Genomic DNA, 17,900 nt, shown 5'->3' on the forward strand with positions numbered 1-17,900 from the left:
GGGCGGCGGCCCCGGGACGCCCCGGCCACCGCCCCATCGGCTCAGCCGGCCGTGTTCACCATCGACGCCGCCGCGTACGTCAGGTAGTTCCACAGCGTGTGCTCGTGCTCCTCGGACAGGCCCAGCTCGTCCACGGCGACCCGCATGTGCTTCAGCCAGGCGTCGTGCGCCGCGCGGTCCACGGTGAAGGGGGCGTGCCGCATCCGCAGCCGGGGGTGGCCGCGGTTCTCGCTGTACGTCGTGGGACCGCCCCAGTACTGGATCAGGAAGAGCGCCAGACGCTCCTCCGCGGGGCCCAGGTCCTCCTCGGGGTACATCGGCCGCAGGATCGGGTCCTCGGCCACTCCCTCGTAGAAACGGTGGACCAGCCGGCGGAAGGTCTCCTCCCCGCCGACCTGCTCGTAGAAGGTCTGCTCCTGAAGCGTGCCACGCCGAATCTCATTCACGTCCCCCATGGTCTCAGACCGCACGACCGAGGACTCGAGGCTTAGGACCCCCCTCGCCTCGCGGACCTGCGATGCTCGCCTCGCGCTGTGATCCGCAGCACAGTGGACCCATGGGTGCGCACACTCGGGACACGGACTGGGACGAACTCGCCGCCTCCGCGCGGGCCGCGCTGGTGCGGGAGATCGAGGCGAGCGGTGCCTGGGCCGAGGACCCGGTGTGGCGGGAGGCGTTCGCTCAGGTGCCACGGCATCTGTTCGTGCCGTACTACTACGTCGCCGGCGAGCGCGGCTTCGAGCGGCGCTGGGGTGAGCATCCGGATCCGGAGGCGCGTGAGCAGTGGCTGCGCGGCGCGTACGTCGACACCCCGCTGGCGATCCGGCTGCGCGACGGGGAGCTGCTGTCCTCCAGCAGCCAGCCCTCCCTCATGGCACTGATGCTGGCCGCGCTGCGGGTCGAGGACGGCGACCGGGTCCTGGAGATCGGCGCCGGCAGCGGCTACAACGCGGCGCTGCTCGCGCACCGGCTCGGCGACGACGACCTCGTCACCACCGTCGACCTGGACCCGGAGATCAGCGAGTCCGCCCGACGGCATCTGGACGCCGCCGGGCACCACCCGGTGGTCGTCACCGGTGACGGGGCCCGCGGGGTGCCGGAGCGGGCGCCCTTCGACAGGATCATCGCCACCTGCGCGCTGCCGTCGATCCCGCGCACCTGGCTCGCCCAGTGCCGCCCCGGCGGCCTGATCCTGACCCCGCTCGCCACCGGGCTGGTCCTGCTGACGGTCCGGGACGCCGGGCAGGCCGAGGGCCCCTTCCTGCAGACGCCCGCCTTCTTCGTGCCGCTGCGCGGCGGCCGTGGCGGGGCCGAGCCGGCGGGGCTGGGCGCGGTGCCGCGCCGGGGCCGCGACGACGACCTGTTCCGGTTCCTGTACGCCCTCACGCGCGGCAGCCTCGATCCGCAGGAGGCGTACGCGCTGTGGGAGCGCGAGGGGCGGCCGGGCCGTGAGCGCTACGGCGTCACCGTCACCGGCGCCGGGGAGTGGGCCTGGCTGGACGACCCGGAGGGGCCGTACGCCTGGCCCCTCCAGGTATGAACCGCCGTTTCGGCTCTTGTCAGCCGCGCCGGACGGTGATCGTCGTCCAGGCGCCCACGTGCACCCGGTCACCGTCCTGGAGCGGCACCGGTACGAACGGCTGGATCGGCTCCTCGGAGCCGTTGACCGTGGTGCCGTTCGTCGAGTTCTGGTCGACGACCGCCCAGCTGCCGTCCGGCTGCTGCACCAGCACCGCGTGCTGGTGCGAGACACCCGGGTCCTCCGGCGGGACCGACAGGTCGATGTCGGGGGTGTCGCCGGTGGAGTGGCGGCGGCGGCCGATGGTGACCTGGTTGCCGGTGAGGGTGCGCTGCTGCTCCGGCGAGTACGCGGGCAGGTTCAGGCCCGCGGCCTCGGGGCCGGAGCGCTGCATCATCGCCATGAAGTACTCGCGGTCCGGGCCGATCGTCGCCGTCCAGGTCACCGGGCCCTGCGGAGCGGCCGGGCCGGGCGGCGGTGCCTGGGTCGCACCGGGGTGCGGGTAGCCGTAGCCGCCGGGCTGACCGGGAGCACCCGGACCGCCGGGGCCGCTCGGCGCACCGGTGCCGGACGGCGGGGAGATCACCCAGTCGTCGCCACCGCCGCCGAAGGACGGCCCACCGGGCTGCGGACGGCCCGGCTCCTGCGGGAAGGCGGGCGGGGCGGGCGGTCCGGAGGGGCCACCGGGGCCGCCGGGACCGGGCTGATGGAACGCCTGCGGGGCGCCGCCCGTTGCACTCGGGCCACCGGGAACGCCAGGGCCGCCCGGACCGCCAGGACCACCCGGGGGGCCGGGCGGCGGCGGGACGGGGCGGGACGGGTCCGCGCCGAAGCCGGGCGGCGGGCCGGCCTGGCCGGGGATGGAGGGACCGCCGGGACGCTCACCGAAGGGGGCGCCGGGGCCGCCAGGAGCGCCGGGACCAGGGCCGCCGGGGCCGCTAGGAGCGCCGGGACCAGGGCCGCCGGGGCCGCCCGGACCGCCGAAGTTGCCGGGGCCACCGGGACCGGAAGGCACACCTGGCCCACCCGGCCCACCGGGACCGCCGGGAGCACCGAAACCACCGGCCCCGCCAGGACCAGCAGGACCACCAGGCCCAGCCGGACCGGGGAACCCACCAGGTCCACCAGGACCACCAGGCCCACTGGGACCCCCGGCACCAGGCGGCATACCCGGAGCACCGGGAGCACCCGGACGCCCCGGACCCGCGCCCGGTCCGCCCGGCTCACCCGCGAAGTGCGGGCCCGGAGGGATCGGCTCGGCGGGCCGGTTCACCTGGGACGGCCGGGAGCCCTGGTACTCGTACTGGTCGGTGCCGCCGTACGACGGCGGGCCGGGCGGCCGCTGGAAGCGCGGGTCGGGGCCGGGCCCGGAGCCGGGCCCCGGCGGGCGCGGGGCGGCCGGGGTGTACGAGGTCGCGGTGTTGGTGAGGAAGTTCCACCGGCACTCCTCGCAGAACGGCGCACCGCCCTCGCGGGGCGTACGGCACTGCGGGCACAGCTCCGGCTGCGCGTTCGGCGCGGGGGCCGGGCCGCCGCCCGCGGGCGGCGGGAAGCCGTAGCCGCCACCGCCGGGAGGCGGCGGAGGCGGGGGCACGGCACCGGCCATGCGGTGACCGCAGACCTCGCACCAGTCGTCGGAACCCGACTGGTGTCCGTTCGGGCAGGTCGGCATGTCGGCGCTTCCCCCTCTCCTTTTCCGGCCGTTCCGACCGGATTTCTCCAACCCCAAGGGGGTCAGGCTCGTGGCTCTTTACGTCACTTCTTTACACGAACAGTCTTTGTCGACCGAGTTTCGAGAGTCATCTCGTCGGCCTCCGCGACCTTCGCCTTCAGTCGCACAGTACCTGTCGCGGCGTCGACCACGTCCACCACCTTCGCAAGGAGTTTCGCAGTGTCCGCGTTTCCGGAGGCGCCGGCGAGCTGAACCGCGCGGCCCAGTTTGGCCGTTGCTCCATCGATGTCTCCCGATTTGCGCAGATCGAGCCCTTGTTGGATGACCTGGGCGAGTTCCGCCTGCCCGGTGTAGTGGGCTACCTGGGGGTTGATCGACGTGGACGCGGCCATGTCGTCGGTCCACACGGCCCGGACGAGACCCTGCGCGCCCAGGTTCTGCGCCGTCCCGTCGGAGGACTGCGGGATCACCAGCGAGACCCGCGCCGCCAGCATCTCCTGGCCGATGTTCGCGGCCGGGACCTCGACGCATACGTGGTAGTCGCGGGACTCGTCCCCCCAGGAACCGGTGGGGTAGTCCCCGGCGCGCGGGCCCGCCTCGGTGCGCCGGCCGGTCAAGTCCTCCACCGTCGGCGCGACTTGCTTGACGAACTTGATGGTCGTGCCGACCGGCGTCCACAGCCGCAGCGCGACGTCCGCGACCTCCTTGCCCATCGCGGTTTCCATCATCCGGGTGAAGTCGGCGGCGAGGCCGGCCGGATCGGCGACGATGTCGGCGCTGCCGAGGAGGGCGGAGGCGATGCCTGTGACTTCTTTCACTTCCCAGTCGGTGCCCACACCGCGGGCGTCACAGGTGAAACGCCCGGCGCAGGACTCCAGGGCGGCCTTCAGGTCCTCAGGTGACTCGTGTTCATTGCGGCCGTCGGTGAGCAGGATGCCGTGCCGGATGGCCACGTCCGCCGCGGACAGCAGGCGGTCGGCGAGCCGCAGCCAGGTGCCGATGGCCGTACCGCCGCCCGCGCTCAGTTTGCGCAGGGCCTGCTTGGCCTGTTCGCGGGTGGTGGGATCGGCGACGGCGAGGCGGCCGCCGCCCGGATAGACCTCCTTGGCCACGTGGGTGCCGCCGATCACCGCGAAGTGCACTCCGTCGCGCAGAGTGTCGATGGCGGCGGCCGTCGCGTCCCGCGCGTTGCGCATCTTCGTCGGCGGATAGTCCATCGAGCCCGAGCAGTCGACCATGATCGCCACGGCCGCGGACGGGCCGTGGCCGGGCGGGTAGAGGTGCGGTGCCGTGACGGCGCTGCCGATGGTGCCGCCGCCGGTCGCGGTCACCGTCACGATCGCGTTGACCTCCCGGCCGCCCTCCGGGAGGTACTCGTTCTGGTACACGTCGACCGAGAACTGTGGCACGTTCGACTTCGACAAATTGGCCATGCGTACTCGAATCCCCCTTGCGACCCCGCCGGAGCGGGGTGACGACTAAGGCCGGACCGGTCCCCTCCGGTCCGTCGAGGCTTCCCCGTCTCACTCAAGGCCTCAGGCGGATCCTGCCCCCTGCGGCGGGGCCGGGAACGGCAGGACGGCCACTGTTACGTTGTCGTGGCCGCCGCCGTCCAGGGCGTGGCCGACCAGGACCCGGGCGCTGTGCAGCGGCCGGGCGGCGGCGTCGAGGGGGAGGACGTCGGCCATCTCCTCGGCCGCCTCCGCGTAGTTCCACAGGCCGTCGGTGCACACCACGACCACGCCGGGCCGGTCCGGCTTGAACGAAGCGGTGTGCGGCTCCAGTTCGTAGGCGTCCGCGCCGAGCCAGCCGGTGATCGCGTGGGCGCGCTCGTCGGCGTACGCCTCCGCCTCGTTCATCAGGCCCGCGGCGACCATCTGCGCCGCCCAGGAGTCGTCCTCGGTGAGCCGGGCCGCCGGGGCGCCGCGGTCCAGCGGCACCCAGTAGGCGCGGCTGTCGCCGACCCAGCCGACCACCAGCAGACCGGCGGTGACGACCGCGCCGACGAACGTGCAGGCCGGGGCGTTCTGGTGCGGGGCGTGCTCGCGGGCCGTGGCGGGCTCCTCCGCCAGCGAGTTGACCGCCTGGGAGGCGGCGACGATCGCCTCGTGCATGGCCTGCTGCGGGTGGGTGCCCTGCGGCAGCGCGGCGAGCAGCGCGGCGCCGGCCGCCCGGGACGCGGCGAGGGAGGCGTCGTCCGGGCGGGTCGCCGAGGAGACGCCGTCGCAGACGATCGCCACGGTGGCGGGGGAGCCGTCCGGGAGCGCGGTGGTGCCGATGGAGAACGCGTCCTCGTTGCGGTGGTGGCGCAGGCCGCGGTCGCTGACGGCGGCGACCGGGCCGGACTCCTGCTCCATGTGGTCGCGTTCGCGGGGCTGGGCGTGGCCGCAGTTCTCGCAGTAGCCGTCGTCGTCGACGCGTCCGGCCCGGCAGGCGACGCACACCTTGGCGGGCTCGGCGGGCGGCACGGGGTGCGCGGGCGCCGCCTCGGAGACCCGCGGGTCCGGGGCCTGGAGCGGGTACTCGTCGGGCTCGGTGGCACGCCGGTCGAAGCGGACACCGGAGGCGGGGGCAGTGCTGTGCGGGTCGGCCGGCGCCGTCGGCGGGGTGGCCGGGGGCAGGGTCGGCTCGCCGGAGCCGGGGTTCGGCACGTCACCCGCGGCACCGGGCCGGTCGGCGGACCCGACCGGGGGCGGGGTGGGGGCGCCGGCGGGGGGCGGTGGGCCGTACCCGGCAGGCGCCGGGCTGCTTCCGGCGGCCACCGTGCCGTACCGGGGCGTCGAGCCGTCCGGCGCGGGCGGTGTTCCGTAGCCGGCGGAGGCCGGGCCGCCGTACTCGGGCGTCGAGCCGCCGCCGGGCTGCGGCACGCCGTAACCCGGTGCCGAGCCGTTCCCGGTCTGTGGCGTGCCGTAACCCGGTGCCGAGCCGTTCCCGGCCTGCGGCACGCCGTAACCCGGTGCCGAGCCCTCCCCGGCGTTCGCCGGGCCGTACCCGGATGCCGAGCCCTCCCCGACGGGCGGTGGGCCGTACGCCGGGGCGGAACCGTCGCCCGTGCGGGGGACGGCCGTCGCGGCGGGCGGGCTCTGCTGCGGCAGGGGCGGTACGGCCGACAGGTCGTACCCGCACACCTCGCAGTAACGGTCACCCGGTACCAGCGGTTCGGCGCAGCTCGGGCACTGCGTCAGGGCGGCCTGCCGGGGCGGCATCTGGGACATCAACTACACCCACGTCCGGGGGCGGTAACGATTGGCACGTTCCACCAGGTCGATCCTCTCCTCGCCGCCTCGCGCCAGCCGGGCCAGCGTGCGGTACGAACGCTCCAGGCCGAAACGCAGGCCTCGTTCGTCCAGTTCGCTGCCGAGCAGTGTCCGTCCCCCGGCGGCGGGGAGGACGGAACCCTGGCCACCGGAGAGTATCCAGTCCAGGGCACAGCCGAGCACTTCCGTGGCCAACTGCTCGCGCCGCGTCGGGTCCAGACCGTACGCGTCGAGCGCCTCGACCTGACCGGCGGCCGCGGTCAGATCGTCCAGGAAGGGTACGTCGGAGGCGGTCGCGGTGCGCTGCCGCAGCCGGGCGCGGACGGCGGCGACGCGGGCGGCCGTGTAGTGGATGGACGACTCCGGCACCGACTCCAACGTCCGTACGGCGCCCCGCCGGTCACCGGAGGCGAGCTGCACGCGGGCCAGTCCGAACGCGGCGCTCACACAGCTCGGGTCGGTCGACCACACAAGCCGGTAGTACTCGGCCGCGTTGTCCAACTGGCCCAGCACCTCCGCGCACAGGCCGAGGGCGAGCTTGGGTGCGGTCTCGCCGGGGAACGCGTCGTAGATCGCGTCGAAGGCGAGCGCGGCGCCCTCGTGGTCGCCGGTCACCAGCGCGGCGACACCCCGGTACCAGACGACCCGCCAGTCGTCGGGGCGTTCCGCCTCCAGCGCGGCCAGGACGTTCAGCGCGGCCGCCGTGTCGCCGTTCTCCAGAAGCGCGCGGACCTGCCGGAGCCGGGTCTCGGCCGACTGCGCCGGTACGGCGGTGAGGGCGGCGATCAGCTCGGCCGTCGCGGACGTCAGCAGCCCGGCCAGGAAACCGGCGTTGGGGTCGCCCGGGTCGACGTGCGGGACGGGCAGGGCGAGTGCGGAGGTGGGGGTCTGTACGGGCTTGACCAACGCCGGCGCGAGGCTTGTCGCCGCCGCCCCCACGGGCACCGCCGCCCCCACGGGCGCAGCCGCCACCACGCCCGCCGCCGCGGGCGCCCCGCGCCGCGACCGCCCCGACCGCACAGCCCGTGCCCCGAGCCGCGACACCTCCCCGTCCAGCGCGGGGAACAACTCGCTGTCGGTCACCCGCAGTTCCGGGCCGAAAAGCGTCGACAGCGCGGGCCGCGCGCGTCCCGTCTGGAGGGACACGACCTCGCGCAGCACGCCGGTCAGCTGCTCCGCCATCTCCTGCGCGGAGGCGAACCTGCGGGCCGGGTCGGGGTCGGTGGCGCGGACCAGGAGGCGGTAGAAGGACTCGTACTGCCGGAAGACGTCGATGGTGTCGGGGTCGGGCAGGGAATCGACGTAGACGTTGGTGTAGCCCTGGAAGTCGAAGGTCAGCACGGCGAGGGTGCGGCCGACCGTGTACAGGTCGCTGGCGACCGACGGGCCGACCTCCGCGACCTCCGGCGCCTGGTAGCCGACCGTGCCGTAGATCGCGGACTCGTCGTCGTCCATGCGGCGCACCGCGCCCATGTCGATCAGCTTGAGCTGGTCCTCGGTCTGGATGGCGTTGTCGACCTTGAAGTCGCAGTACAGCAGGTTGCGGCTGTGCAGATGGCCGAGGGCCTCCAGCGCCTCGATGCCGTACGCGCAGGCCTGCTCCACCGGCAGCGGGTCGCGGTGCCCCTCCGGGGTGCGGCGGGCGTTGGCTATCTCCTTCAGGGACTTGCCGCCGACGTACTCCATGACGATGTACCCGTCGAGCGAGCCGGTGCGCTGGTCCAGGTGCTCGACGAAGTTGTAGATCCGCACGATGTTCGCGTGCTCGATCTCCGCGAGGAACCGCCGCTCGGAGATCGCCGCCGCCATCGCGTCCTGGTCGCCGGTGTCCAGCAGGCCCTTGAGGACCACCCAGCGGTCGGAGACCGCGCGGTCCACGGCCAGGTAGATCCAGCCGAGTCCGCCGTGCGCCAGACAGCCCGCCACCTCGTACTGGCCGTGCACGATGTCGCCGGACCGCAGCTTCGGGACGAAGGAGTACGGGTGTCCGCACTTGGTGCAGAAGCCCTCCGTACGGCCGGGCCGGTCGCCCCGCGAGCGGCCCACCGGCGCCCCGCAGTCCGAGCGGGAGCAGAACCGCTTGCGCTCCGGCACCTCCGGGTTCTCCAGGACCATCGCCCGCGGGTCGGGGCGCGGCACGTCCGGCACCTGGACCAGGCCCGCGCCGAGCCGCCCGCGCCCGCTGGACGCGGAGGCGGAGCCGGAGCTGCGCACCGACACCGAGCGGCTGGTGGACCGGCCCGACACGGAGCGTGAGAGCCGCCCCGACACCGAGCGCCGGGACTTCGACGACTGCGACGACGTACGCGAGCTGCCCCGGCTGCCGGAGCGGGAGCTGCCGCTGCCCGCGGAGCCCCGGCCGCCGCCGCCCGTCACGCCCGTCGGCGGCGAGCCGACCATGCCGGTCGCCGACACGACCGGCGCCAGGCCGCAGGTGTCGCAGTACAGTTCGCCGCCGCCGACGTCCTCGTACGTCCCCGAGCAGTCGGGGCGCTGGCAGGCGTGCGACGCCTCGGTCATGACGCATCCCCCCTCTGGTCCACGGGCCCGCCCTGCCCCGGTACGCGCGGGGCGCCGAGCAGTTCGGCCGCCGCCTGCTGGTAGCGCAGCACCGCCTGTTCGGCGACGCGCAGGTCGCAGGGCGCGCTCCACAGCATGCGGCGCGCGGCGTCGTACCGCTCCACCAGCAGCGGGTCCTCCGCCAGGCCGTGCCGGGCCACCTTCGCCTTGTACGCGTCGAGCCGGCCGCGCAGTTCGGCGCGGACCGCCAGCGGCGCGGTGACCGCGGTCAACGACTCGCGGGCGCGCAGCAGTTCGTCCTCCGCCTTCTGCTCCAGGGACTCCAGGAGCGGGGAGAGGCGGTGCCACTGCGCCTGTCTGCGGTACTCGGCGGCGGTCGCCAGCTGCTCCTGCAGCACGGTCGGCGGGCCGCTGACCACGGGCACCTCCGTCGCCGCGATCTTCGCGAGGACCTCGCCGCGCGCGGTGCGCGCCTCGGCGAGGGTGCGGTCCGCGCGGGACAGCAGGTCCCGCAGCCTGATCAGGCGCTGCTCGGCGTCCTGGCGGACCGTGAGCACCGCGTCGATCTCCCGGCGCACCTCCTCCAGGGCGCGCGCCTCCCGGTCGTACACCGTCGTGTCGGGCTTGCCGCCGCCCGGCGCGGAGCTGCCCTCGGCGGGCTTCCAGTAGGCCAGCGGGTCGGACACCACCTGCTCGCGCAGCTTCCTCAGCGTGCGCGTGATGCGTTCCAGGTCGTCGCCGGAGGGGTGTTCGCCGGGGCGGACGCCGACCGAGTGGGCGAGCGTGCGGGTGCGCTGGAGTTCGGCGGCGAGTAAATCGATCCGTGCGGGCAGCGCGGACCACACCGCGTCGGCGGCGACCACCATGTCCAGCGAGGTCGCGTACAGCTCGTTCATCCGGTCGACGAGCGTGGCCAGCGAGAAGTGGTCGCTGAGCCGGCCCGTGCCGCCGGCGACGGTGACCGACTCGCCGCGCAGCAGCTCGGTCAGCTCCACCAGGTCGTCGCGGCTGGACCAGCGACGGCGGGAGCGGATCTCCCGGGCGCTGCGCAGGGCGGCCGTGTAGGCGTCGAAGTACGTCCACAGCAGGGTGATCGCCGCCTCGGTGGCGGCCCAGCGTTCCCGGGTGACGCCGGTGAGTTCGGCGCCTTCCAGGAGCCGGCGGCCCGCGTGGTCCTGGAGGGCGAGCAGGGAGGTCTCTATCGCCTCGTGCTCCGCACCGAGCCGCGCCAGCGCACGGTCCACCTCGTCCCTGTCCATGACCGGACCGGAGGTTCCCGTGACGCCCATCGATCACCTCTCGTGTGGTGGTTGCGGTTACTTGTAACGCGGCGTCGGCGGAGTCGCCGACTCGGAGTCCTCGCCCAGCGTCGCCGACAGCCAGTCGTCGTACGACTCCTTCCAACCGCCGTCCTCGCGGTAGTCCTCGAGTATCCGGTTGACCCGGCGTACCAGATCGTCCGCGCCCTTCTTCATCGCCACGCCGTAGTACTCGGTGGTGAAGCGGTCGCCCTTCAGCTCCACCGTCGGGTCCTGCGCGGCCTGGCTGGCGGCGAGCGCGCTGTCCGTCACCACCGCGTCCACCTGGCCGAGTTGGAGCCGGACCAGGCAGTCGAGCTGGTTGGGGACAGTGGTGGAGATGTCGGTGGAGGCGGGCAGGTTCCCCGACTCGCGGTCCGCGGCGAGCTTCTCGTACGCCGTCGAACCCTCGGCGGAGCAGACGCGCTTGCCGGCGAGGGTGTCGTCGTAGCCCTTGACGGCCGAGGAGTCGGGCGCGAGGACCTGCTGGCCGGTGAGGAAGTACGGCGCGGAGAACGCGACGTCCTTCAGGCGCTGACAGGTGATGGTCATCGTGCGGACCACCATGTCGACCTGGCCGCTCTGGATCGCCGGGACGCGCTGGTTGGTGGGGATGGCCTTGAAGCGGATCTTGTCGGGGGAGCCGAGCAGTTCCTCGGCGATCCGGCGGGCGAGGTCGATGTCGAAGCCCTCCAGCTCGACCGTCTTCGCCGAGCTGTTGGGGTCCCGGTAGCCCCAGCGGTAGCTGTTCTGGTCGACGCCGACCGAGACGTAGCCGCGCCGCTTGATGGCGGCGATCGCCGAGCCCTCCGCGTTCGACGGGGGCAGGCTCCGGTCCTGGGGGTCCTCGCACGCGTCGGCCTTCGCGGGCGTGCCCTCGGCCACGCCCTGGCCGCCCTGGCCGGTGCCGCCGTCACGGTGCGACTGGGTGTGCGGCAGCAGCAGGGCGAACGCCACGGCGAGAGCGCAGACGAGCGCCATCACGCCGACGCCGCCCCAGCCCCTCAGCCCGGCCCGCACACGTCGTGCGTACATCGTCACGCCCCCTCTCACCGGTACTCCGACAGCCTGCGGCCGATGCCGAGCACCGCGCCGGCCGCGCCCAGCACGGCGAAGACGGCGGCGCCGGCGGCCAGGCCGGTCATCGCGTCCCGGCCGTCACCGGCCGCCTGCTCGAACTCCCGTTCCTCGTGTGCGATCGCGGTCTGGAGGTTGCTGTCGACGTTGTCGAAGCACTCGCCGGTCGGCTCGTCGCTCTCGGTGCCGATGACCTTGTCGAGGGCCGCCTGGTAGTCGCCCGCGTCGTCGGCGTCGCGGGCCTGCCGGTGGCGGTCCTGCCAGACGTCCATGTTGCCGGTGGCGGCCTCGACGGGCTGCTCGCCCGCCGTGTCGTCGGCGAGGTCGGCGGCCCGGGCCAGCCCCTCGGCGAGGTCCTTCATCGACGCCTCGTACGCCACGTCGAACTTGTCCTCGAACTTCCCGGGCTCCACCTCGACCGTCTCCGCGCCCCGGTTGACCAGGGTCAGGTTCTCGTTGCCGCGGGCCTTGAGGGAGGCGATGCGAGCGTCGTGTAGGACGTTGAGGGAGCGCACGCCGTGGTCGTAGGAGTCGTTCAGTCCGGCGCGGGCGACGCTGTGGCCGACGACCAGCCAGAGCAGCACGGCGGTGGTGGCCGCCGTGGCGGCGACCAGGCCGTGGTTCAGCACCCGGTTCGTACGGTGGTAGTTGCGGCGCTGGGCCCAGGCGAGTGCGGCGAGCGCGATGACGCCGAGCGCGATCGCCGCCCACGGGTAGGGGGTGGCGTCGTCGTAGTCGCCGCGCAGGCGGCGGTTCTCGGAGGTGTACAGCTCCTCGGCGGCAGGGAGCATCTCCGTCTGCATCTTGTTGTTCGCGTACCGCAGGTAGGCGCCGCCGAGGGGGTAGCCCTGGCGGTTGTTGGCGCGGGCGCGTTCGATCAGGCCCTTGTACTCCGGGAGCAGCCGGTTGAGTTCGGCGATGGTCCGCGCGGACGGGGAGCCGGGGTCGGAGCTGTTCGCCGCGGTGACCAGCTTGGTGGCGGCGGTGCGGATGTCCTTCTCGTAGCGGTCTCTGCCGGCCTTGGTCTCCTGGCCGCCGGCGAGGAAGCCGCTGGAGGCGGCGGTGTCGGCGTCCGCGAGGGAGCGGTAGATGTCGGCGGCGGCGGAGGTCAGGGGCTGGCTGTTGGTCAGGACGTCGTCGGCGGCGGCCGCGCGGTCCGTGGTCTGCCAGGCGGTGACGGCGCCGAAGGCGACGACGAGGAAAGCGAGGACGGCGCCGATGACGCGCAGCCGGCCGGGTTCCGTGGTGGCGGCGGCGCGCAGCCGGTCCACGCCTTCCGCGAACGCGGTGCGGCGGGCGGCCACGTCCGGCGCGGGCACCGGTGCGGGCGCCGGAGCCGATGCCGGTGCCGACACCGGGACGGGCGGCGGCGGTGCCGCGGTGCTTTTCGGCGTCTGTGTCACGCTTGACCTCCCCCATGGCCATCTGTCGCCGCAAGTATCGCTGCCCGCGACGACATCCGCACCGGCCTTCACTCGATCTTGATCGGATCGCAGTGCGCGCCGCGCCCTTCCCCGTCTCCCCGTCCTTCCCCAGCCTCGCCCCCGGCGATGCCCCCACTCGCCCCCTGCTCTTCCCCCACGCTCCCCTGGCTCTCCCCTGGCTCTTCCCCTGCTCTGTATACGCCGCTTGTGACGATTCGGTTCCCTGTGCGACGGTCACGGCTCCCTGTTCGACGGTCAGGTGAGCGTCAGGCGCTGAAGTGGCCCCGCAGCCGCGCCCGTACGTCCGCGCCCGCCCCCACCCGGTCCAGCCCCAGCAGCGCCGCTCCGAGCACCGGCCGGGCCGTGACGACGTGCGGGACCGCCTTCGGGGCGCGGGCGGACAGCAGTTCCCGTACGCCCTCCTCCAGTTGCGGGTGCCGGGCGGCCAGGACGCTGCCGCCGAGGACGACGGGGGTCTCCTCGGTCAGCAGGCCGAGCCGGCCGAGGGCGACCACGGCCATGGTGACGATCTCGTCGGCGAGCCGGTCGACGAGGGACCGCGCGACGGGGTCGCCGGACGCGGCGGTGCCGAACAGGACGGGCGCGAGTTCGTGCCGCCGGGCCCCGGGGACGCGGCCCAGGTGCAGGGCCTCGATCAGGGCGTACATGGAGGTCAGGCCGAAGTGCGCGGGCAGGGTGGTGGCCAGCCGGGTCGCCGGGCCCCGGCCGTCCTCAGCGCGGGCCGCGTGGAACAGTGCCTCCTCGGCCAGGCCCCAGCCGCCGCCCCAGTCCCCGGAGATCCTGCCGAGGGCGGGGAAGCGGGCGGTGCGGCCGTCGGGGCGCATGCCGACGCAGTTGATGCCGGCGCCGCAGACGACGGCGACGCCGCGCGGTTCGGTGACCCCGGCCCGCAGGATGGCGAAGGTGTCGTTGCGGACCTCGACGCTCGCGCCCCAGCCGCGCGCGTCCAGGGCGGCCGTCAGGGCCTCCTCCTCGACGGGCAGGTCGGCGTTGGCGAGGCAGGCCGAGACATGGGAGACGGAGCCGACGCCCGCCGCGTCGAAGGCGCGGGCCACGGTGCGCGCGAGGGTGGTCAGCGCCGCGTCCACGCCCACGGCCGGCGGGCGGAAGCCCTCGCCGCGGGCGGTGGCCAGGACGGTGCCGTCGGCGGCGACGACCGCGACGTCGGTCTTGCTGTTGCCCGCGTCGACGGCGAGGACTTCCGCGGTCAGGCCCACGCCAGGTGCTCCCGGTTGTGTGCGATCAGCCGGTCGGTGAGGGCGTCGGCGTGGTCGTACTGGCCGACGAGGGGATGCGCGAGGAGCGCCTGGAAGACCCGGTTGCGGCCCCCGTGGAGGGCGGCCTCCAGCGCCAGGTCCTCGTACGCCGTCACGTTCGCCATCAGACCCGCGTACAGCGGGTGCACCTCGGGCACGGGAAGCGGCACCGGGCCGGCCGCGGGGCTCACCGCCGCCGGCACCTCGATCACCGCGTCGTCCGGCAGGAAGGGCAGGGTGCCCCGGTTGTAGGTGTTCACCACCTGGTACGCGCTGCCGGTGCCGCCGAGCAGGGCCGCCGCCAGGTCCACCGCCGCCTCCGAGTAGTAGGCACCGCCCCGCCTGGCGAGCAGCTCCGGCTTGGAGTCCAGCGCCGGGTCCGCGTACATCCGCAGCAACTCGCGTTCCATCTCGGCGACTTCCGCCGCCCGTGACGGCCCCGCGCGCAGCTCGCGGACCACCTCGTCGTGGGCGTAGTAGTAGCGCAGGTAGTACGAGGGGACCACGCCGAGGCGGTCCAGGAGGGCGCGGGGCAGCCGCAGGTCGGCGGCGACGGCGTCGCCGTGCTCCGCGAGCAGCTTCGGCAGCACCTCCTCGCCGTCCGGGCCGCCCAGGCGCACCGAGGTCTCCCAGGTGAGGTGGTTGAGGCCCACGTGCCCGAGGTGCACGGCGGCGGGTTCCACACCGAGCAGCGCGGCGAACTTCCGCTGCAGGCCGATCGCCACGTTGCACAGCCCGACCGCCTTGTGCCCGGCCCGGAGCAGGGCGCGGGTGACGATGCCGACGGGGTTGGTGAAGTCGATGATCCACGCGCCGGGGTTGGTCCGGCGGACCCGCTCGGCGATGTCCAGGACCACCGGCACCGTGCGCAGCGCCTTGGCGAGGCCACCCGCGCCGGTCGTCTCCTGGCCGACGCAGCCGCACTCCAGCGGCCAGGTCTCGTCCTGCTCGCGGGCCGCCTGGCCGCCGACGCGCAGTTGCAGCAGCACGGCGTCGGCGCCGTCGACCGCCGCGTCGAGGTCCGCGGTGGTGACGATCCGGCCGTCGTGGCCCAGTCGGGCGAACATCCGGCGGGCCAGACCGCCCACCGGCTCCAGCCGGTCCGCCGCCGGGTCGACCAGGAAGAGTTCGTCGACCGGGAGGGTGTCCCTGAGCCGGGCGAAGCCGTCGACGAGTTCGGGGGTGTAGGTGGAACCGCCGCCCACCACGGTGAGTTTCATACGTCGTCAACCCTTCACTGAGGGGTCAGCGCGAGGTGTCGAAGACCTCGTCGCGGGTGCTCGCGAGCGCGCTCTCCAGCGCGCCGCGCAGTACGGGGTGTCCGGTGACGCCGCCGACGACCAGCCGGGGCCGGGACGCGGCCAGCTCCGCCAGCTCGGCCTGGACCAGGGCGCGCAGCGGCTCCCCGCCGGAGGTGAGGGAGGCGCCGCTGAGGACGACCAGTTCCGGGTCCAGGACGGAGACGAGGGAGGCGAGACCGGTGGCGAGGCGGGTCGCGTACGCGCGCAGGAACCGCTGGTGGCGCTCGTCGTCCGGCTGCCGCGCGGCGCGGGCCAGCAGGGCGGCGGCGACCTCGGCGTGTGGGCCCGTCGGGATGTCCGTGAGACCGGCCTCGCGGGCCAGGCCCGGGATCGCCTGGGAGCCGGCCAGTTCCTGGTAGCCGCCGCTGCCCGCCCTGGTGACCTGGCGCACCAGCGGGGTGCCCGGCACCGGCAGGAAGCCGACCTCGCCGGCGCCGCCGGTCCAGCCGCGGTGCAGCCGGCCGCCGAGGACCAGGGCGGCGCCGAGACCGCCCTCGTTCCACAGCAGCACGAAGTCGTCGTGCCCGCGGGCGGCGCCCAGGCGCTGCTCGGCGACCGCGACGAGGTTGACGTCGTTCTCGTACTCGACCGGCATCGGCAGGGCGGCGGCGAGTTCGTCGAGCAGGGTGGGGGAGTGCCAGCCCGGCAGGTGCGAGGCGTAGCGCAGCCGGCCGGTGTTGGGGTCGAAGGCGCCGGGGGTGCCGACGACCAGCCGGTGGAGGGCGTCCCGGGTGAGCCCGGCCGCCTTCACGGCACCGTCCAGGGCCTCGGTGACCTGCTGGACGACGGGCCGGTCCGGGCGCCGGCCGGGGGTGGCCACCTCGTGGACGCCGACGGTGCGGCCGGTGATGTCGGCGACGGCGGCCCGGACGTACTCGGGGGTGACGTCGAGGCCGGCGGCGTGGGCGGCGGCCGGGTCGAGGGCGTACAGCTGGGCGTTGGGACCGGGGCGGCCCTCGCTGGTGCCGGTGGCCCGGACGAGTCCGGCGGCTTCCAGGCGGGCGAGGAGCTGGGAGGCGGTGGGCTTGGACAGGCCGGTGAGCTTGCCGATCCGGGTGCGCGAGAGGGTGCCGTGCTCCAGGAGGAGGTCGAGGGCGGCCCGGTCGTTCATGGCGCGCAGCACGCGGGGGGTGCCCGGGGTGTCCGAGGTTCCTGCCATCCGAGTCGCCACCTGCCAGTAACTGTTAGGAAGGTTTCCTGTCGGTACGTCGGTGCGAGGAAGTTAGTGGCGCCGCGAACGAGCCGTCAAGACACGACGACGCCCCTGTGGCGGCGACTTCGCCGCCGACAGGGGCGCCAAGCACTGGGAAAAGGGTTCGGGCAGGTCCCCGGAACGGCCTACTTCGACAGCGGCGGAGAGATCGGGGAGGCCGCCGCCGACTGCGGGGAGGTGGAGTTGGCGAACACCGACGGCGCCGCCATGCCCGCCGTCGGATCCGCGTCGGCGTCACCGTCCGCCTGGGCCGGCAGGCCGCCGACGATCCGGATGCCCTCGGCGTCGAAGGCGCGCTTGATCCGCCAGCGCAGCTCCCGCTCGATGGTGAGGGCCTTGCCCGGCATGGTCTTCGCCGTGAGGCGTACGACCATCGAGTCCAGCAGGAGGCTGTCCAGGCCCAGGAGCTCGACCGGGCCCCACAGCATCTCGTTCCAGGGCTCTTCCTTGCTCATGGTGTCGCCGACCTGGGTGAGGACCGCCTTGACATGGTCCAGGTCCTCCGACGGGCGGACGGTGACGTCCACCCCGGCGGTGGCCCAGCCCTGGGAGAGGTTGCCGACCCGCTTGACCTCGCCGTTGCGGACGTACCAGATCTCGCCGTTGTCGCCGCGCAGCTTGGTGACCCGCAGGCCGACCTCGATGACCTCGCCGGACGCGACGCCCGCGTCGATCTGGTCGCCGACGCCGTACTGGTCCTCCAGGATCATGAACACGCCGGACAGGAAGTCCGTGACCAGGTTGCGGGCGCCGAAACCGATCGCCACACCCGCGACACCCGCCGACGCCAGCAGCGGGGCGAGGTTGATCTCGAAGATGGCCAGGATCATCAGCGCGCCGGTGCCGAGGATCAGGAAGCTCGCCACCGAGCGCAGCACCGAGCCGATCGCCTGTGAGCGCTGCCTGCGGCGCTCCACGTTCACCAGCAGGCCGCCGATCGCCGTGCCGTCCACCGCCTGCGCGGTGCGGTTCATCCGGTCTATCAGCTTGGTGATCGCCCGCCGCACCGCCACTCTCAGCACCGCCGCGATCACCACGATCAGCAGCACGCGCAGGCCGATCGCCAGCCACGTGGACCAGTTCTCCTCGACCCAGCCGGCGGCGTTGCTCGCGCTCTGCTGGGCGTCCTGGAGCGTCGGCACCGACGGGGCCGTCTCCGAGGGGGAGGGTGACGGCGACGAGCCGGCGGCCAGTAGGACGGCGGACAAGGACACGGCGGGAACCTCCAGGTGCAGCGGTCTGCCGTCGGGCGGGGTGGCTCAGGTCACGGAAAGGTCACCGGACAGGCAGAACCACCACACTAACGGGGCATTGTGAGTGCACCCGCCCGGTTCGTGAAGGA

At 74.0% G+C, this 17,900-nt stretch carries 13 protein-coding genes; 1 reads left to right on the forward strand and 12 read right to left on the reverse strand.

What is annotated here, in order from left to right:
• Positions 1-41 precede the first annotated feature (41 nt).
• Positions 42-455 (reverse strand): globin, encoded by a 414-nt coding sequence (locus ACSU6L_RS24050; RefSeq protein ID WP_073938447.1) that lies wholly within the window; start codon positions 453-455, stop codon positions 42-44.
• A gap of 101 nt (positions 456-556) precedes the next feature.
• On the opposite strand from ACSU6L_RS24050, the gene ACSU6L_RS24055 reads away from it, so the two are divergent.
• Positions 557-1,540: a methyltransferase domain-containing protein gene (locus ACSU6L_RS24055; RefSeq protein WP_437059927.1), complete on the forward strand. Its 984-nt coding sequence runs from the start codon at positions 557-559 to the stop codon at positions 1,538-1,540.
• Positions 1,541-1,559: 19 nt separating this feature from the next.
• Here ACSU6L_RS24055 and ACSU6L_RS24060 read toward each other — a convergent pair whose 3' ends face one another.
• The 11 genes from ACSU6L_RS24060 to ACSU6L_RS24110 all read right to left on the reverse strand — a co-directional run bounded on the left by ACSU6L_RS24060 (position 1,560) and on the right by ACSU6L_RS24110 (position 17,772).
• Positions 1,560-3,191, reverse strand: a complete 1,632-nt coding sequence (locus tag ACSU6L_RS24060; protein WP_437059929.1) for an FHA domain-containing protein — start codon at positions 3,189-3,191, stop codon at positions 1,560-1,562.
• Between the two features lie 83 nt (positions 3,192-3,274).
• Entirely contained in the window at positions 3,275-4,624 is a 1,350-nt protein-coding gene (locus tag ACSU6L_RS24065; RefSeq protein ID WP_437059931.1) for a vWA domain-containing protein, read from the reverse strand.
• 102 nt (positions 4,625-4,726) lie between these two features.
• Complete coding sequence (locus tag ACSU6L_RS24070; RefSeq protein ID WP_437059933.1) at positions 4,727-6,406, reverse strand: protein phosphatase 2C domain-containing protein; 1,680 nt, start codon at positions 6,404-6,406, stop codon at positions 4,727-4,729.
• Between the two features lie 3 nt (positions 6,407-6,409).
• Positions 6,410-8,968: a tetratricopeptide repeat protein gene (locus ACSU6L_RS24075; protein ID WP_437059935.1), complete on the reverse strand. Its 2,559-nt coding sequence runs from the start codon at positions 8,966-8,968 to the stop codon at positions 6,410-6,412.
• A complete protein-coding gene (locus ACSU6L_RS24080) occupies positions 8,965-10,257 on the reverse strand; it encodes a hypothetical protein (RefSeq protein WP_437059937.1) in 1,293 nt (430 codons plus the stop codon). Before ACSU6L_RS24080 ends, ACSU6L_RS24075 begins: the two co-directional genes overlap by 4 nt.
• A gap of 27 nt (positions 10,258-10,284) precedes the next feature.
• A complete protein-coding gene (locus ACSU6L_RS24085; RefSeq protein ID WP_437059938.1) occupies positions 10,285-11,301 on the reverse strand; it encodes a glutamate ABC transporter substrate-binding protein in 1,017 nt (338 codons plus the stop codon).
• Between the two features lie 14 nt (positions 11,302-11,315).
• Positions 11,316-12,746, reverse strand: coding sequence for a hypothetical protein (locus tag ACSU6L_RS24090; protein WP_437059940.1), 1,431 nt, complete (start codon positions 12,744-12,746; stop codon positions 11,316-11,318).
• A gap of 287 nt (positions 12,747-13,033) precedes the next feature.
• Complete coding sequence (locus ACSU6L_RS24095; RefSeq protein ID WP_437059942.1) at positions 13,034-14,005, reverse strand: N-acetylglucosamine kinase; 972 nt, start codon at positions 14,003-14,005, stop codon at positions 13,034-13,036.
• Positions 13,996-15,264 carry a 6-phospho-beta-glucosidase gene (locus ACSU6L_RS24100; RefSeq protein ID WP_437059944.1) on the reverse strand — a complete coding sequence of 423 codons (1,269 nt, stop codon included), beginning with the start codon at positions 15,262-15,264 and terminating at the stop codon, positions 13,996-13,998. The genes ACSU6L_RS24095 and ACSU6L_RS24100 overlap by 10 nt, the downstream gene beginning before the upstream one ends.
• 25 nt (positions 15,265-15,289) lie before the next feature.
• Positions 15,290-16,504: an ROK family transcriptional regulator gene (locus ACSU6L_RS24105; RefSeq protein ID WP_437059946.1), complete on the reverse strand. Its 1,215-nt coding sequence runs from the start codon at positions 16,502-16,504 to the stop codon at positions 15,290-15,292.
• 179 nt (positions 16,505-16,683) lie between these two features.
• On the reverse strand, positions 16,684-17,772 hold the full coding sequence (locus tag ACSU6L_RS24110) for a mechanosensitive ion channel family protein (RefSeq protein ID WP_437059948.1): 1,089 nt from the start codon (positions 17,770-17,772) through the stop codon (positions 16,684-16,686).
• Positions 17,773-17,900: the final 128 nt, after the last annotated feature.

Origin of the sequence: Streptomyces sp. enrichment culture (assembly GCF_964272855.1) — a bacterium.
Taxonomy (GTDB): Bacteria; Actinomycetota; Actinomycetes; order Streptomycetales; family Streptomycetaceae; genus Streptomyces.

Bases quoted from the DNA above. Each gene is read 5' to 3' on its own strand.
- ACSU6L_RS24050 (WP_073938447.1), bottom strand. From the start codon at position 455: ATGGGGGACGTGAATGAGATTCGGCGTGGCACGCTTCAGGAGCAGACC.
- ACSU6L_RS24055 (WP_437059927.1), top strand. From the start codon at position 557: ATGGGTGCGCACACTCGGGACACGGACTGGGACGAACTCGCCGCCTCC.
- ACSU6L_RS24060 (WP_437059929.1), bottom strand. From the start codon at position 3,191: ATGCCGACCTGCCCGAACGGACACCAGTCGGGTTCCGACGACTGGTGC.
- ACSU6L_RS24065 (WP_437059931.1), bottom strand. From the start codon at position 4,624: ATGGCCAATTTGTCGAAGTCGAACGTGCCACAGTTCTCGGTCGACGTG.
- ACSU6L_RS24070 (WP_437059933.1), bottom strand. From the start codon at position 6,406: ATGTCCCAGATGCCGCCCCGGCAGGCCGCCCTGACGCAGTGCCCGAGC.
- ACSU6L_RS24075 (WP_437059935.1), bottom strand. From the start codon at position 8,968: ATGACCGAGGCGTCGCACGCCTGCCAGCGCCCCGACTGCTCGGGGACG.
- ACSU6L_RS24080 (WP_437059937.1), bottom strand. From the start codon at position 10,257: ATGGGCGTCACGGGAACCTCCGGTCCGGTCATGGACAGGGACGAGGTG.
- ACSU6L_RS24085 (WP_437059938.1), bottom strand. From the start codon at position 11,301: ATGTACGCACGACGTGTGCGGGCCGGGCTGAGGGGCTGGGGCGGCGTC.
- ACSU6L_RS24100 (WP_437059944.1), bottom strand. From the start codon at position 15,264: ATGAAACTCACCGTGGTGGGCGGCGGTTCCACCTACACCCCCGAACTC.
- ACSU6L_RS24105 (WP_437059946.1), bottom strand. From the start codon at position 16,504: ATGGCAGGAACCTCGGACACCCCGGGCACCCCCCGCGTGCTGCGCGCC.